Origin of the sequence: Leifsonia sp. AG29 (assembly GCF_009765225.1) — a bacterium.
In the GTDB taxonomy this organism is placed as follows: domain Bacteria; phylum Actinomycetota; class Actinomycetes; order Actinomycetales; family Microbacteriaceae; genus Leifsonia.
In genome coordinates this window covers 2275070-2290161 of record NZ_VMSF01000001.1, presented here as the reverse complement: position 1 = coordinate 2290161, position 15092 = coordinate 2275070, and the positions used below count along the sequence as shown (strand labels likewise).

15 protein-coding genes are annotated in these 15092 nt (G+C 69.9%); 4 read left to right on the top strand and 11 right to left on the bottom strand.

What is annotated here, in order from left to right; translation table 11 throughout:
• The first annotated feature begins 39 nt into the window (after window positions 1-39).
• Together FPT20_RS10980 and FPT20_RS10975 are read left to right on the top strand one after the other, a co-directional pair.
• A complete protein-coding gene (locus FPT20_RS10980) occupies window positions 40-789 on the top strand; it encodes an NAD(P)-dependent oxidoreductase (protein WP_233265484.1) in 750 nt (249 codons plus the stop codon).
• Window positions 790-941: 152 nt separating this feature from the next.
• The gene (locus FPT20_RS10975; RefSeq protein WP_233265483.1) at window positions 942-2342 is read left to right on the top strand and encodes an APC family permease; all 1401 of its coding nucleotides are present in this window, start codon (window positions 942-944) and stop codon (window positions 2340-2342) included.
• A gap of 62 nt (window positions 2343-2404) precedes the next feature.
• On the opposite strand, the gene FPT20_RS10970 is transcribed toward FPT20_RS10975, so the two are convergent.
• Window positions 2405-3244, bottom strand: coding sequence for an SDR family NAD(P)-dependent oxidoreductase (locus FPT20_RS10970; RefSeq protein ID WP_158865206.1), 840 nt, complete (start codon window positions 3242-3244; stop codon window positions 2405-2407).
• Between the two features lie 414 nt (window positions 3245-3658).
• Here FPT20_RS10970 and FPT20_RS10965 point away from each other — a divergent pair, with 414 nt between their 5' ends.
• Window positions 3659-4297, top strand: coding sequence for a J-domain-containing protein (locus tag FPT20_RS10965; protein WP_158868078.1), 639 nt, complete (start codon window positions 3659-3661; stop codon window positions 4295-4297).
• 18 nt (window positions 4298-4315) lie between these two features.
• Here the strand turns inward: FPT20_RS10965 and FPT20_RS10960 are convergent, their stop codons facing one another.
• From FPT20_RS10960 to FPT20_RS10940, 5 genes are all read right to left on the bottom strand, one after another.
• A complete protein-coding gene (locus FPT20_RS10960) occupies window positions 4316-5461 on the bottom strand; it encodes an alkaline phosphatase family protein (RefSeq protein WP_233265482.1) in 1146 nt (381 codons plus the stop codon).
• On the bottom strand, window positions 5458-6711 hold the full coding sequence (locus tag FPT20_RS10955; RefSeq protein WP_233265481.1) for an alkaline phosphatase family protein: 1254 nt from the start codon (window positions 6709-6711) through the stop codon (window positions 5458-5460). Before FPT20_RS10955 ends, FPT20_RS10960 begins: the two co-directional genes overlap by 4 nt.
• 160 nt (window positions 6712-6871) lie before the next feature.
• Window positions 6872-7585 carry a hypothetical protein gene (locus tag FPT20_RS10950; RefSeq protein WP_158865202.1) on the bottom strand — a complete coding sequence of 238 codons (714 nt, stop codon included), beginning with the start codon at window positions 7583-7585 and terminating at the stop codon, window positions 6872-6874.
• Window positions 7582-8043: a DUF6114 domain-containing protein gene (locus FPT20_RS10945; RefSeq protein WP_233265480.1), complete on the bottom strand. Its 462-nt coding sequence runs from the start codon at window positions 8041-8043 to the stop codon at window positions 7582-7584. Before FPT20_RS10945 ends, FPT20_RS10950 begins: the two co-directional genes overlap by 4 nt.
• On the bottom strand, window positions 8034-8630 hold the full coding sequence (locus FPT20_RS10940; RefSeq protein WP_158865200.1) for a DUF6230 family protein: 597 nt from the start codon (window positions 8628-8630) through the stop codon (window positions 8034-8036). The genes FPT20_RS10945 and FPT20_RS10940 overlap by 10 nt, the downstream gene beginning before the upstream one ends.
• A gap of 142 nt (window positions 8631-8772) precedes the next feature.
• On the opposite strand from FPT20_RS10940, the gene FPT20_RS10935 reads away from it, so the two are divergent.
• Complete coding sequence (locus FPT20_RS10935; protein ID WP_158865198.1) at window positions 8773-9369, top strand: TetR/AcrR family transcriptional regulator; 597 nt, start codon at window positions 8773-8775, stop codon at window positions 9367-9369.
• Window positions 9370-9376: 7 nt separating this feature from the next.
• Here the strand turns inward: FPT20_RS10935 and FPT20_RS10930 are convergent, their stop codons facing one another.
• The 5 genes from FPT20_RS10930 to FPT20_RS10910 all read right to left on the bottom strand — a co-directional run bounded on the left by FPT20_RS10930 (window position 9377) and on the right by FPT20_RS10910 (window position 15062).
• Window positions 9377-9769 carry a hypothetical protein gene (locus FPT20_RS10930; RefSeq protein ID WP_233265479.1) on the bottom strand — a complete coding sequence of 131 codons (393 nt, stop codon included), beginning with the start codon at window positions 9767-9769 and terminating at the stop codon, window positions 9377-9379.
• A 218-nt stretch (window positions 9770-9987) separates the two neighbouring features.
• Window positions 9988-10893, bottom strand: a complete 906-nt coding sequence (locus FPT20_RS10925) for a DsbA family protein (RefSeq protein ID WP_233265478.1) — start codon at window positions 10891-10893, stop codon at window positions 9988-9990.
• A gap of 107 nt (window positions 10894-11000) precedes the next feature.
• Window positions 11001-12281, bottom strand: a complete 1281-nt coding sequence (locus tag FPT20_RS10920) for an alpha-hydroxy acid oxidase (RefSeq protein ID WP_158865196.1) — start codon at window positions 12279-12281, stop codon at window positions 11001-11003.
• Between the two features lie 8 nt (window positions 12282-12289).
• Window positions 12290-13051, bottom strand: coding sequence for a FadR/GntR family transcriptional regulator (locus tag FPT20_RS10915; RefSeq protein WP_158865194.1), 762 nt, complete (start codon window positions 13049-13051; stop codon window positions 12290-12292).
• A gap of 565 nt (window positions 13052-13616) precedes the next feature.
• Window positions 13617-15062, bottom strand: coding sequence for an MDR family MFS transporter (locus FPT20_RS10910; RefSeq protein WP_158865192.1), 1446 nt, complete (start codon window positions 15060-15062; stop codon window positions 13617-13619).
• Window positions 15063-15092: the final 30 nt, after the last annotated feature.

The window sequence follows — 15092 nt, the reverse complement described above, 5'->3', positions numbered from 1 at the left end:
TCCTGGTGCCCGGCTTCCTCCACCTGCAGGTCGACGAGCGTGACGCCGAGGTTGGTGCAGGGGCAGATGCTCGGCTTCGACGGGGTGGCTGAGGCGCTCCCTCCGGGTGTGCCGTATGCGAACGCGGCGACGGTGCACGAGTCGTCGACGGCGGAACTCGCGATCGGGCTGATCATCGCCTCGCAGCGGGGACTCGACGACTTCGTCCGGCAAGCGGAGAGGGGGCAGCCGATCGCGCGGAGGTATCCGAGCCTCGCCGACCGGCGCGTCCTCCTGCTCGGCACCGGGGGAGTCGGCCGCGCGATCGCTGAGCGTCTCGCTCCCTTCGAGGTCGAGCTCACGCGCGTCGGTCGGACGGCGAGGCACGATGGCCTCGGTGAGGTTCGTGCCATCGCGGACCTGCCGAGGCTCCTGCCGGACGCGGAGATCGTCATTCTCGCGCTGCCGCTCACCCCTGAGACGACGGGATTGGTCGACGATTCGTTCCTCGCGGCGCTGCCAGACGACGCTCTTCTCGTCAATGTCGCGCGCGGTGCCGTCGTCGACACGGAGGCACTGGTGCGCGCGGCTTCCGGTGGCCGGCTGCGGGCCGCACTGGACGTAACCGAGCCCGAGCCGTTGCCCGCCGGGCATCCGCTGCTGACGCTTCCCACCGTGATCGTAGCGCCGCATGTCGGGGGCAACTCCACCGCCATGACGCCGAGGATGGCGCGGCTCGTGCGCACGCAGGCGGAGCGGCTGCAGGCCGGTCTGGCGCCGCTCCATATCGTTTCCGGCGCTCTCGCCTGAATGCTGATTCCGCACCGAAATTCCCGAATGCACTACGTAAAGCTCCGTCATAATCCGATTCGACCGTCGATATCGACACTCGCCGATTCGGATTTCGCACCTCTTCGTGTTTAGGATGTCTGGTCCGCCCGACCCTGAGCGAAGGAGCTCGCGTGTCAGCAAACCCGGCCCCCACCTCCCTTCGGCGTTCCCTCGGCCTGTGGGCGATCGTCGGTCTCGGCCTCGGCTACATGACCCCGATGACCGTCTTCGACACGTTCGGCATCGTCACCGGCGAGACGAACGGGGTCGTCCCGTCCGCCTACCTCTTCGCGCTCGTCGCCATGATCTTCACGGCGATCAGCTACGGGAGGATGACCCGCGTGTTCCCGTCGGCCGGGTCGGCGTACACGTACGCCTCGGAGACCATCCACCCCAACGTCGGGTTCCTCGTCGGGTGGTCGTCCCTCCTCGACTACCTGTTGCTGCCGCTCGTCAACGCGCTCATCGTCCGGCTCTACCTCGAGTCGTTCTTCCCGCAGGTGCCCGGCTGGATCTGGGTCGTCGGGTATGTCGCCCTCATCACGGCGATGAACCTCTTCAGCATGTCGTCCACCTCCCGGGTCAACGGCATCCTCGTGGTGTTCCAGGTCGTGCTCATCGCGGTGTTCATCGCGCTGACCTGGGGTGCGCTGAACTCGGGCTCCGGCAACGGGACGGCGTTCAGCCTGGCCCCGCTCTTCCACGAGGGGGTGCACCTCGGGGCCGTGATCGGAGGCGCGACCGTCGTCTGCTTCTCGTTCATCGGCTTCGACGCGATCACCATGTACACCGAGGAGGCGAAGGACACCAAGACGGTTCCTCGTGCGATCGTGCTCGCCCTGATGATCGGCGGCGCGATCTTCTTCGTCGCCGCGTGGTTCGCCCAGTCGCGGTTCCCGACCCTCGCCGGCTTCCACTTCACCGACGACACGCTCCCCGAGATCGCGCTCAAGACCGGCGGCCTGCTGTTCCAGATCCTGTTCATCTCGGCCGCCGTGGCGGCGGCGGTCGCCTCGAGCCTCGCCTCGCACGCGAGCGTGTCGCGCATGATCTACGTCATGGCGCGAAACGGCGGCGGCCGAATCTCGCGGTTCCTCTCATATGTGCACCCGCGGTTCCGCACCCCCGCGACGGCTGTGCTGCTCGTCGGCGCGGTGTCCCTCTTGGCCGCGGCGTTCACGCTCGAATTCGTCTCGTCGATGATCAATTTCGGTGCGCTCATCGCGTTCACCGTCGTCAACGCGACCGTGATCATCCACTTCGCGCTGCGCCGCAAGGAGGTGCGCGGCGCGCGCCAGATCATGCGGAACATCGTGCTGCCCGCGATCGGCATGGTGCTGACCGGGGTGCTGTGGGCGAACCTCCACCTGGATGCGCTGACCTACGGGCTCGTCTGGCTGACCATCGGCATCATCACGGTGCTGGTGCTCACGCGGGCGTTCCGCAAGCCGTTGCGGGTGCAGCTCGACGACGACGGTCAGGGCGATCCGGCGATCATCACCCGGCAGGGGGAACCGACTCAGGCGCGCTAGCGGGCTCGTCGCGGTTTGGCGCTCGCCGCAGTAGGGCGCTCGCCGCAGTTGGGCGCGGCGGGTCAGCGCACCCAGTGAGCCGTCACGGCCTGCACGTGGGCGCCGTTGAGGTCCGACAGCTTGATGCCGACGAACTTCTCGGCGGCCTCCGAGGTCTGGACACGCGCGGGCGGGTTCTCGGCGGTGAGCGCCTCCACGATCGCGTCGGCGACGCCCTCGGGGGTCTGCGCGTTCGCGGGGTCGAAAGCGCTCGCGGTGCGGTCGAGGTAGGCGCGGAAGGCGCCCTCGTACGGCGTGCCGAGCGCGGCGGGCCGGTCGCCGAGGCCGACGTTCGCGACGAACTCCGTCGACACGGCTCCCGGCTCGACGACCGTGACGCGGACGCCGACCGTGGAGGCGACCGGTGTGAGCGACTCCATGAACCCCTCCACGGCGAACTTCGCGGCGCAGTACGCCTCGTTGAAGGGCTGACCGACCACGCCTCCGACGCTCGTCACCGTGACGACCCGGCCGCCGCTCTCGCGGAGCAGCGGCATCGCGGCCTTCGTGACCGCGACGACTCCGAAGAAGTTCACCTCCATCACCGCGCGCACCGCGGCGACCGACTCGACCTCGATCGTTCCGACATGGCCGGCACCCGCGTTGTTGAGGAGGGCGTCGAGCCGGCCGTAGGTCGAGCGGATGTGCTCGAAGCAGGCGTCGACGGAGGCCGTGTCGGTCACGTCGAGCTGCTGGAGGTCGAGCGTGACGCCCGCCTGCTCGGCCGCGGTGCGGAGCGCCGACGACTTGGCGAGGTCGCGCATGGTGGCGACGACCGTGAATCCGCTGCGCGCGGCGGCGACGGCGGAGGAGAGACCGATGCCGGACGACGTGCCGGTGACGAGGAGGACGGGGTTGCTCATGGGCGTCAGTCTGCCACCCCCGTGTCCCGCTTCGACAGGTGTGCCTGCCGCTGACCCGGCCGCGTCCCTCCGTCGAGTCCCCGCGGACGGGTGGGTCCCGAAGAGCTTCGGTGGTGACCGGCTCACCCGAAATGCCGGCCACCACCTACCGGGAATGCAGTACTGCCGTCCGCCCCCTGCGGTCCGGCCTGCCATCCGGTTGCTTAGTGCACACATTAACCGGCGTGCACGAGAAGTCAACCCGTGCGATCACACGCAGTTTCGAATCCGGCGCTCAGACGACAGAGGCCAGCTCGTCGAGCGCGCTGTCGCTCACCGCGATGCGTGCCCCGGGCGGCCGACGGGACCTCCCCGGCGCCGGCGTACGCTGGAGGCATGGCCGCACAGCACGACGCGGACGACCGAGCAGGGCGCATGTCGGAGACACGCCCAGGGGGGTCCCGGCACCGAAGCGACAGCGGGCGCGCGCCCCAGATCGACCCGATCGTCGCCGCCGCGCGCTACCGGGTCCGCCGCGACGCGGAGGCCCGCGGCGAGGAGATCGAGGAGAACACCGCCGGCCAGCCCACGATGGAGCAGCGGGCGATGATCATCGAGAACTCGATCCAGCAGGCGATCCGCCGGGGCGACTTCGACAACCTCCCGGGCGCGGGCAAGCCGCTGCCGGGCCTCGGCGGCACGCACGACCCGGACTGGTGGATCCGCCGCAAGATCGAGCGCGAGCAGCTGACCGGCCTCGGCCCTCCCGCGCTCATGCTCCGCACCGAGGACCAGGAGCTGGAGGCGCGCCTCGACCGCCTCGGCAGCGAGCGCGCCGTCCGCGAGCACCTCGACGACTTCAACCGCCGCATCGTGGAGGCGCGGCGCCAGCTGCAGGGCGGCCCTCCCGTGATCACGCCCACGCGAGACGTCGACGACGAGGTCGAGCGGTGGCGTCGCCGCCGGGAGGAGCGCCTCCGCCAGGCGGAGGAGCGGAGGAAGGCCGAGGCCGAGGCCTACGCGGCCATGTCCTGGCGGGAGCGCCGCCGCTGGCGCCGCTCCTCCCGGGGCTGAATGCGACGAATCAAGGCCTCAGAGCTTGCCGTTGTACACGTCCAGCCCGAAGCGGTTGAGGCCCGTCTGCCCTGCGTACCCGAGGTACGGCAGCGAGAACGTGTCCTCGATGCTCGCCAGCAGGCTGTAGTGGTTGTACGGAGTCGTCGACCACGTCCCTCCCTTCACGAACGGCGAGAGCACGAGGGCGCCGACGAGTCCGCCTCCCGAACCGGTGATGCCCGGCTGCGGGCTGTTCGGGCCGGGGCCCTCGCCGCAGCAGCTGGAGGCGTCCGACTGCGGGCCCTCCGACTCGTCGAACGTGATCACGAGCACGCCGTCCTGCTTGAACGCGGGGGAGGAGGTGATCACAGGCACCCACTGCTTCAGCCACGCGTCCGCGCTCGCCAGGCCTCCTGGCCGGCCGTCGACGCACGGCGAGTCGTGGCCGTCGTCGCAGAGGTTCGGCGTGATGAGCGACAGGTTCGGCGTCGTGCCGACCGAGGCGAGGTCGGTCTTCAGCTGCGAGAGATCGACGTCGTTCTTGGCGCAGTCGGCCGACCCGGTGATGCTCTGGAAGTACACGAAGGGGTTGTGCCGCGCGGCGTACTCGTCGCCGACCTTCGCCTTCTGCGTGTCGTCGATTGCGCCGAGGGCCGGGTGGCGGCAGGGGGTGCCCATGTCCTCCATGTAGCCCTTCCAGGTGCGGCCGGCGGCCGTGAGCTGGTCGGCGACCGTCTTGACGGTCGACGGGAACACGCAGCCGTCGCCGACCGCCTGGCCCGGCGCGATCGTCCCGGCGCCGACGAACGGCGAGTACGTCTGGCAATCGGCCTGCATCTGCGGGTTCGGACCCTGCCCTGAGATCTCGGCGACGTAGTTGGGCTGCGAGTTGTGCGCCGTCCCGTAGTAGGAGTTGAGCAGCACGCCCTGACTCCGCAGCGTCTGCGAGAGGTAGGGCGCGGCCGAGTTCGGGCCCCAGGTTTCGGAGTAGCCCTTGTTCTCGAGGTTGATCACGAAGAAGTGCTTCGCACCGGGGAGGTACGAGCTCGTCGTCGAGGCGTGCACCGCCGTCAGCCCGCCGGGGACGGCAACGGCCGCGACACCGAGGACGGCGGCGGCCAGGGCCGCCAGCGCGCCGGTGACGCGGGTACGGGTACGGTTGCGGGGTCTGCGGCCGGTCACGAGAGACTCCATCCTTCGGCGATCGCTTTCTGCTTGAGGGGCGCCCACTCTTCCGCGGGAGGCGGACCCACCGGGCTGCACGCGGGTCCCGCCACGTAGGGAGGCACCGTGTACACGGGCGCGTTCAGGTTCGGGGTCGAGGTGAAGTCGAGCACCTCCGCGATGTTTCGGGCTGCGGCGTCGCGAGGGGTGAGGGCGGGGAGGCCGAACCTCCACTCGATCGCCTTCAGCACGGAGGTGTGGTCGTAGACGCCGTGCGCGACGTAGCCGCGACGAGCCCGCGGCGACACCACCATCGCGGGCACGCGGAACCCGCGCTGCCCGGTCGCGGGGTTCGCGTCCGGCGCGACCGCGGGAGGCACGTGGTCGAAGAACCCGCCCCACTCGTCGTAGTTGATGACGAGCATGGTGCGGCTCCACGCGGGTGAGGTGGTGACCGCGCGGTAGATCTCGTCGAGGAACAGCTCGCCGCTCCGGATGTCGGCGCGCGGGTGGTCGTCGCCGGACGTGCCCGACGACTCGTCCTCGAACCGCGGGTCGATGAACGAGACGGCCGGGAGCGAGCCGCTCGCGCAATCGGCGAGGAACTCGGCGTACGGGTGCGAGATCCCGAGGTACTTGGTCCCCCACAGGGCGACGAAGGGCACATCGTTGAAGTAGTACTTGCCGCTGACGCCAGCGGCGGCGAGGTTGTCCCAGATGGTGGGCATCGTTGCCGTCGCCGTCGAATTGTGGAGGCGGTCGGTCTGCGCCGAGTGCTGGTAGAACCGGTTCGGGTATGTCTCGGCGAGGGTGGCCGCGAAGTACTGGTCGCAGACCGTCCACTGCGGCGCCGCCTGGCCCCAGAACCCGAGATCCGCCTGGTCGTAGAAGCCGATCGAGAAGTCGTCGTTCTCGCCCGCTCGCAGCCACCCGTCGCACTTGCCGCTGTTCAGCTCGATGCGGCCTCCCTCGTACGAGTGGTCGGGATCGGGGTGCCCGCATCCCTGGAAGTCGCCGAGGTGATGGGGTGCGTGCGGGAACCCGTAGCGGTCGATGTAGCGGAGCCCGGCGGGCAGCCCGGACGCGCCGGGCAACCAGCCGACGAGGTGGTCGAAGGAGCGGTTCTCCATCATCACGACGATGATGTGATCGATACCGGAGGCGGAGGGCGACGGAAGGGTCGAGGTGGCCCCAGCGCTCGGCGTCGCCCCCTGGGCCGCTACCGCGGCGCCCGCCGCGAGCGCCCCGGCAGCCGTGCCGCCGGCCACGGTCAGGAATTGTCTGCGGTTGACGTTCACGGTCCACCACACAACCACGAGGGCAACGGCCTGTGTCCCCCGAAAAGGGGACCTTGAGCGCTTTCGCAGCGGTTGTTAACCAGGCGTTCGCCCGGCCGACGATGCAGGTTCATGGACTGCCGTCGTGAGGCTACTCGCTCAGGTGCTGCTTGGTGTTCGTATAGGAGATGTCGTCCGCGGTGGCACCCACCAGGCCCAGCGTGGCCCGGAGGAGGTGTACCGGGACGCCGTCCTGCGGGGGTGGGGTCGCAGCGCCGAGCGTGATCGACTTGCCGTCCTCGCCGGTCGCCGTGACCGAGTCGAGGTACACGTTCACATCGCCCGTCAGGGTCATCTTGTCCGCCGTCGTCGACAGGGAGGGGCCGCTCGCCTTCCGGACGGTCAGGCTGAAGCCGTCGATCGTGATGCTGTCGGCGGAGATCTTCAGCACGGGCACGCGGCTCCCGTCGGCCAGCGGGACCGTCACGACGCTGATGCCCTTGAGGCCCGAGAAGGAGAGCGACTGGCTGCCGAGCTGTGCCGGAGGCTCCGTGAACACCGTCGCGTTGTCGGGGCCGCCGGGCAGGGGCGCCGGCGCGGCCGGGGTCGGCGTCGGGAGCGGGGCTCCTGGCGCTCCCGGGGCCGCCGGCGCCGGGAGGGTCGGAAGGCCGGGGACCCCCGACGAGGGCTTGGGGGCCGACGTCGGGCTCGGGCTGGGACTCGGCGACCCGCAAGCGCTGAACAGTGGGATGCAGAGATCTGACGGCGCCACCGTCGAGATCGGAGCCGCTCCGATGCCTGAGACACCCGCCGTGAGGCACGCGACGAGGGCGCCGGCAGCGACGCCGTTACGCGGCCGGCTCACGCCTCCTCGCTCCCGTCGCTCGGGCGCTCCGGCGTGGGCCCGGCGCCCTTCGGCATCCACGCCACCGTGAGGATGCCCCCGATGGTGCTCAGCAGCATCCCGATGAAGAAGCCGCCGAGGTTGACGCCGACCAGGGAGTAGACGGCGACGGCGAGCGCGATCACCCCGTAGAAGATGCGGTGCGCGGGCATGGCGATCGCCAGCACGCCGAGCAGCACGAGCAGGATCGGGATGACCGTCGCCTGGAGCCCCTCGATGCCGAGCTGGACGTGGATCTTGCCCACATCCAGCTGGCCCGAGAAGAACAGCTCGATCCCGCCGAGCGCGGTCAGCGCGCCTCCGACGAACGGGCGTTCCCGCCTCCAGGCGCGGAACCGCTCCCGGGCCGCGCGCCCGGTGCGGACGTCGGCCGTGCCTCCCGCTGTCGTCTCCGCGTGGGCGGCCACGATCAGAAGCACCCCTTCGATCCGTCGGTGAGCTGGACGTGCATGCCGCTGAGCGTGAAGACCGACGCCTGCGTGCTCCAGGCCGTCTGCTCGAGGTGCGAGATGGTGACGGTGTCGGCGTCCTGCGCGAAGTCGCCCGCGGAGCCCTTGGCGGCCGTGTTGACGGTGGAGGCGTCGACGCCGATCCGGATGTTGTGGAACTGCGAGTCGCCCTTGAGGTCGGTCATGCCGATCTGCAGGTCCGAGGCGGAGGCCGGGTTGCCGCCGCCGCCCGCGGTGATGAGCATGCCGACCTTGCCGAGCGGGGTGTCGGTGACGACGGACTGGCAGAGATCGGAGAGCGTCGCCGACTTGATGTTCGCGATCGCGACCTGGTGCTGCTTGCCGGCGGTGTCCGGGGCGACGCCGGCGTACTGCGAGAACCCGGTTCCCTCGAGCTTCGACGCGCTGATCTGGAACTGGCTGCCGGAGACCGAGAACGAGACCGGGACGGCGCCCTGAGCGACCCCGGTCATGAGCAGCGTCGAGACGACGGCGACGGGCACGGCGGCCAGGACGATGCGGCCTGCGTGCGACCCGGCGAGCTTTCGGAACTTCATCGATCCTCCTGTTCGGGGGACTTGACAGCGGCGGTGCTGTCGGTCCTTGTGTGAGCATAGACGTTATTGACCGCCTGTCAATAGTCGTGCCGAAAGCGAGGGAGGCTCACCAGCGGGGGAGCCCGCCGGTAGGCTCGGCGGCATGGAGCACGACCGTCGCACGCGCCTGACCCCGGACGAGCGCCGGGCTCAGCTCGTCGCGCTGGGCGTCGCGTTCCTCGCGGACAATCCGCTGGACGAGCTCACGATCGAAGGGCTCTCAGCGCAGGCGGGTGTCTCCCGCGGGCTGCTCTTCCACTACTTCGGCACCAAGCAGGGCCTGCACCGGGAGGTCGTGCGCACCGCCCGCGACAGCATGCTGCGGGCGACCGAGCCGGTCGCGGATCTGCCTCCGCTGGACCGCCTCCATGACACGCTCACGCGCATCGTGCAGTTCGTCCGCGAGCACAGCGGCACGTTCTTCTCGCTCGTGCGCGGCGTCGCGAGCGGCGACAGCGAGGTGCGTGCGGTCGTCGAGGAGGCGCGCCGGATCCAGGCGGAGCGGGTGACCGCGGTCTTCCTCGAGCTCGGTGAGCCGGACGGCCCGATGCTCCGGATCGCGCTCCGCTCCTGGATCGCCTTTGCCGAGGAGGCTCTGGTCGAGAGCGCGATCGGGACGGAGCTGCCCTCGCCGGAGATCGTCGGTTTTCTCGAGCGGAGCGCCGGCGGGGTCGTCGAGGCGGTGGCTTCGCGCCCCTGACGCGGATTCAGATGCCCTCTTCCTCGACGTCCTCCTCGGTCAGCACGCTTTCTTCGTCCTCCTGGACGCGGCTGTGCTCGTCGTACTCGGGCTCCGCCTCCCGTTGCTGGCCACCGGTCGGGCCGTCGTTGCCGTCGCCGGGGCCGGGCCAGATGGTCTCGCCGGCGACGGCGTCGTTGGTGACGAGCTCGTCCTCGAAGTCGGCCTCCGCGATGGGGTCGTCGAGGCTGTAGTCGACGTCGTCGTCGGCCGGGTCTGCCCAGCCGGGCGTCTCGCCCGCGTCTGCTTCGCCGACCTCCGGCTGCCCGACGCCGTCTTCGGGAATGCGCTCCATCGTGGTGGTCTCCTTCGCTCGCTGGTCGCTGATTCGAGCGATCGCCTGCCCGAATGCGGCGAACATACACCCGCACGTTCTCACTGGAGAACCAATCGGGGAAGCCCCCCGACATCCGACGAGGTGCTCGTACCTGCGCTCGACACGCCGCGACCGACAGCAACTACGAGCACCTCGAACGGGCCCAACTCAGCAACTCGGCAACAACGTCCGCGCACGACAGAGGGGCGGCCGCCCTGATCGGCGACCGCCCCTCGACTCAGCGCGGCCCTCGGCCGCCCGCGTCACTTCGACGTCGGGAACGTGATCGTCTTGCCGCTGCCGGCGTCCTTCACGGCTGCGTCCTTGAAGGCGGCGAACTGGGCCGCGTCGGTGAAGCCGCCCTGGTAGCGCTCGCCGTTGACGAAGACGGTCGGGGTGCCGAAGCCGCCGGTCGTCGGGTTGGCCAGCTGCTTGTTCGTCGTCGCGTCCTGCGTGCGGTTGCCGACGAAGCTGGCGAACGTCTGCTGGTTGACGCAGTCGGTGACCTCCTTCGAGTCGACGCCGGCGCCCTTGAACAAGCTCAGGATCTTCGAGTTGTCGAGGCCGCCTCCCGTCTGTTCGTCCGGCTGGTTCGCGAACAGCGCGGCGTTGACCGCGAAATACTTGTCGGGGTCGTAGTTCGCCACACAGCTCGCGGCCGCGGCAGACCTCGTCGAGTACTGCTTGTTCGCCGAACTGTCGAGGATGGCGACCGGGTGGATCTCGAGCGTCGCCGACCCTTCGTCGAGCCACTGCTTGATCTGGCTGTTGTTGGTCGTCTCGAACTGGTCGCAGTACGGGCACTGGTAGTCGAGCCAGATCTGGATGTGCGCCGTCTTGCCGTCGAGCTGCATCTTCGTCGGCGTGGGCTGCGCGCCCGACGCGATGGCCGGGGTGGTGACCGCCTGGTCGGACTTCGACAGGAGGATGCCGCCGCTCTGCATGTTCTTCGGGTTCGCGACGTTGCTGTTCGCGCTCGTCGTGGTGAAGATGATCACCGCGATCACGGCGACCACGGCGAGCACGCCGACGACGATGGAGCTCTGAAGGACGATCCGGCGGCGCCGTGCCTTCTTCGCCGCCTCCTCGCGCATCCTCCTGGCGGTCTCGCGCGCCTCTTCCCGGCGATCGCGTTTCGTCGGGCCCGCAGCGCCCCTGCCAGTTGCCATTCAGCTCATCCCATCGATGGTCGGACAGTGTCCGTACGATCGTAGGAGGTAATCCTTATGAGAACGCTGTGGCGCTCCTGACCGTCGCGAACCGCGGCGGGAGACCGTCACTCCTCGACCGGCTCGTAGGCGCGCTCGGAACGCTCGGCGGGCTCGCGGACGAGCGGCGCCAGTCGCGTCAGCTGCGTCACGTGCTTCGGCGTCAGCTCCTCCAATGAGGCGACTTCGAGCAGCTTCATCGTCCGCACTACCTGGCCGGAGAGGATCTGGATGGTCCGGTCGACGCCGGCCCGGCCTCCCGCCATCAGTCCGTAGAGGTAGGCGCGGCCGATGAGCGTGAACTTCGCTCCGAGGGCGTAGGCGGCGACGATGTCGGCCCCGTTCATGATGCCGGTGTCGATCGCGACCTCGGTGTGCGCCCCGACCTCCCGGACGACCGAGGGAAGGAGGTGGAACGGGATCGGTGCGCGGTCGAGCTGACGGCCGCCGTGGTTGGACAGCACGATGCCGTCGACGCCGAGGTCGACCAGCTTGCGCGCGTCGTCGACGTTCTGCACGCCCTTCACCACGATCTTGCCCGGCCACATCCCGCGGATGATGTCGAGGTCCTCGAAGCTGATCGACGGGTCCATCGCGGAATCGAGCAGTTCGCCGACCGTCCCTCCCGTCGACGACAGGGAGGCGAACTCGAGCTTGGGCGTCGTGAGGAAGTCGTACCACCACCACGGCCGCGGAATCGCGTTGACGATGGTTCCGATCGTCAGCTGCGGCGGGATGGAGAAGCCGTTCCGCTTGTCACGCAACCGGGCCCCGGCGACCGGGGTGTCGACCGTGAAGAACAGGGTGTCGAAGCCGTTGGCCGCCGCGCGCTTGACGAGCTCGTACGAGATCTCGCGCTGCCGCATCACATACAGCTGGAACCAGTTGCGGCCGGTCGGGTTCGCCTCCTTGACACCCTCGATGGAGGTGGTGCCCAGCGTCGAGAGGGTGAAGGGGATGCCGGCGGCGCCGGCCGCACCGGCGCCCGCGACCTCGCCCTCGGTCTGCATGAGGCGCGTGAAGCCGGTCGGAGCGATGCCGAACGGCATCGCCGAGGGGCCGCCCCAGATGGTGCAGGAGGTGTCGACGGTCGACACGTCGCGGAGGATCGACGGGTGGAACTCGACGTCCTGGAAGGCTTGCCGCGCCCGGGCCAGCGAGATCTCGCCCTCGGCGGCCCCCTCCGTGTAATCGAACGCGGCCTTCGGCGTCCGGCGCTTGGCGATGGCGCGGAGGTCCTCGATGGTGAGGGCGGACTCCAGGCGGCGCTTCTTGAGGTCGAGCTCCGGCTTCTTGAACTTCATGAGCTCGAGCAGCTCGGCGGGCTTCGGGAGTTGGCGAGTGACCATGTCGGAACCTAACGGGTCTGAGGGGCGGACGGGACGGGGGAAGGGGCGGGTTCGGTGCGCGCGGCCGACTGCTCGGGCGCGGCGTCGCGGTAGTAGCCGCTGATGTGGTCGTGGATGAGCGCGTGCGCGCTCGCTGCGTCACCCGCGGAGATCGCGGCGACGATGCCTCGGTGCTCCGAGCGGAGCCTGCGCGCCATGGCCGCCCAATCGGGGAGCCGAGCAGCGCCAGCGAGGACGTAGCCCTCGATGGAGGTGCGGAGCCCGGCCATGGTCGCCGCCACCACCGCGTTGCCGGCGGCCTCGGCGAGCGCGAGGTGGAACTGGGCGTCGAGGGCGAGGAACTCCTCGGGCGTCAGAGCGGTGTCGTCCATCGCATCGAGGAGCTCGAGCGCTTCGCCGAGGGCGGCATCCGTGCCGGTCGCGGCCAGATCAGCGGCGACGGAGGTCTCGAGGAGGAGTCGCGTGCGGACCACATCGGCGACCGGAAACCCGGACGCAGCGACCTGGAGGCGCATCAGGGCCTGCATCCCTCCGACCGGCCGAGCCACGATGATCGCGCCTGAGCTCGGCCCCGAACCGGTCTGCGTTCGGACGAGACCCATCGCCTCCAGCACCCGGATCGCCTCCCGCACGCTGGAGCGGGCGACGCCGAGCTCGGCCGACAGCGCTCGCTCGGCGGGAAGGTGATCGCCGGGGTGCAGTCGGCCGTCGACGAGCTGCGCCTCGATGTGCGCGAGCACGCCCTCCCAGGCGCGGGGCTCGGCGGTCATGCGGCCTCCTGTGGTCGGACCATGTGGTCGGACCACAGTAGCATGCGGCCGGGGTGGTCCGTGCGCGGTGGTGGAGGAGGGAGGAGAAACGGCGCGACACGCGGGTGCGTGTCGGGTTACGGAGGAGGATCCGCGTGCGCCGGCCGCAGGCGGCCTCCCTGCGCAGCGGAGGTGCCGACTCGCCGAGAGCGGGACGGGGTGCGACGGCGCGCAGAGCCGACGTTCAGCACGAATGTGGGCGGGAGGCGCCTCCCCACCTACATTCGGCACGAATCCGCTGAGAGCGGGACGGGGCGCGACGGCGCGCAAAGCCGACGTTCAGCACGAATGTGGGCGGGAGGCGCCTCCCCACCCACATTCGGCACGAATCCGCCGAGAGCGGGACGGCGCGCGACGGCGCGCAGAGCCCACGTTCAGCACGAATGTGGGCGGGAGGCGCCTCCCCACCTACATTCGGCACGAATCCGCCGAGAGCGGGACGGGGTGCGACGGCGCGCAGAGCCCACGTTCAGCACGAATGTGGGCGGGAGGCGCCGGCCGGAGCCGTCAGCCCCCACCCCCGGGCTCAGTCCGCCGCGGCCGGCGCCCGGTGGATCTGCATGTCCTCGACGCGGGTCGACGGCATCGCGATGCCGGCCACGATGGTCAGCACCGCGGCGACGGCGACGGCGACGAAGACCGAGGTCGACGCGGCCTGGACCGCCGCCGGGTCGTGGGGTCCGCCTCCCGTCGCGCCGATAACCGCGTTGGCGATCGCTCCGAAGACGGCGACGCCGACGGCGCTGCCGATCGAGCGCGCGAACATGTTGCTGCCGGTGACGACCCCGCGCTCGTTCCACGCGACGCTCGACTGGGCGGCGATGAGGGTCGGCGTGGCGATCAGGCCCATGCCGAGCCCGACGATGAAGCAGCTGACCGCCACGAACAGCACCGACGGGTGGAGGGAGGTGGCCGCGAGCGTGATGGAGCCCACGATCGCGATCCCGGTTCCGAGCAGCGCGGTGTTCCGGAAGCCGATGCGCAGGTAGAAGCGCCCGGACACGCTGGCGGCGATCGGCCACCCGAGGGTGAGCGCCGCCACGGCCAGACCGGCGACCAGGGGCGCGGCGCCGGTCGTCGCCTCCAGGTAGGTCGGCACGTACGAGGTGAGGCCGATGAGGATGGCCCCGACGCCGAGCGAGATGAGCGTCGTCGTGACGAGGAGGCGCCGCGAGAACACCCAGAGCGGCAGCACCGGCTCTTCGGCGCGCCGCTCGACGAGAACGAACGCGACGAGCAGCAGGCCGCCGAGCGCGAACGAGCCGATGCTCCAGATCGAGTTCCACGCCCACGCCTGGCCGCCCTCGAGAACAGCGAGGATCAGGAGGGTCATGCCCGCGGTCAGAAGGATCGAGCCCGCATAGTCGATGCGGTGACGCTTCCGCTCGATGCTCTCGTGGAAGCTGCGGATCAGCATCCAGGCGGCCAGGATGCAGAGAGGCACGTTGACGAAGAAGATCCAGCGCCAGGACAGGAACTGGGCGAACACCCCGCCCAGGGTCGGCCCGACGACGGAGGAGATCGCCCAGACGCTGGCGAGGTAACCCTGCGTCTTGGCGCGCTCGGCCAGGGTGTAGATGTCTCCGGCGATGGTCATCGACATCGGCTGGATCGCGCCGGCCCCGAGGCCCTGCACGGCGCGGAACGCGATGAGCGCGGGCATGCTCCAGGCGAATCCGCAGAGCACCGACCCGAGGAAGAACAGCCCGATGCCGACGAGGACGATCGGCTTCCGCCCCACGGTGTCGGAGAGCTTCGCGTAGACCGGCACGGACACGGCCTGCGCGAGGAGGTAGACGGAGAACAGCCACGGGAACGAAGCGAATCCGCCGAGGTCCTTGACGATCGACGGGACGGCCGTGGCGAGGATCGTCGAGTCGATCGCGACCAGTCCGGTCGTCAGCATCAGCGCGATCAGGATGGGGCCGCGCTCCGACCGGAAGCCGACGCTCGCTCGGGTGGGTTCGTTCATATCGGTCAACAACGTAGCCCCGGCGCCTGC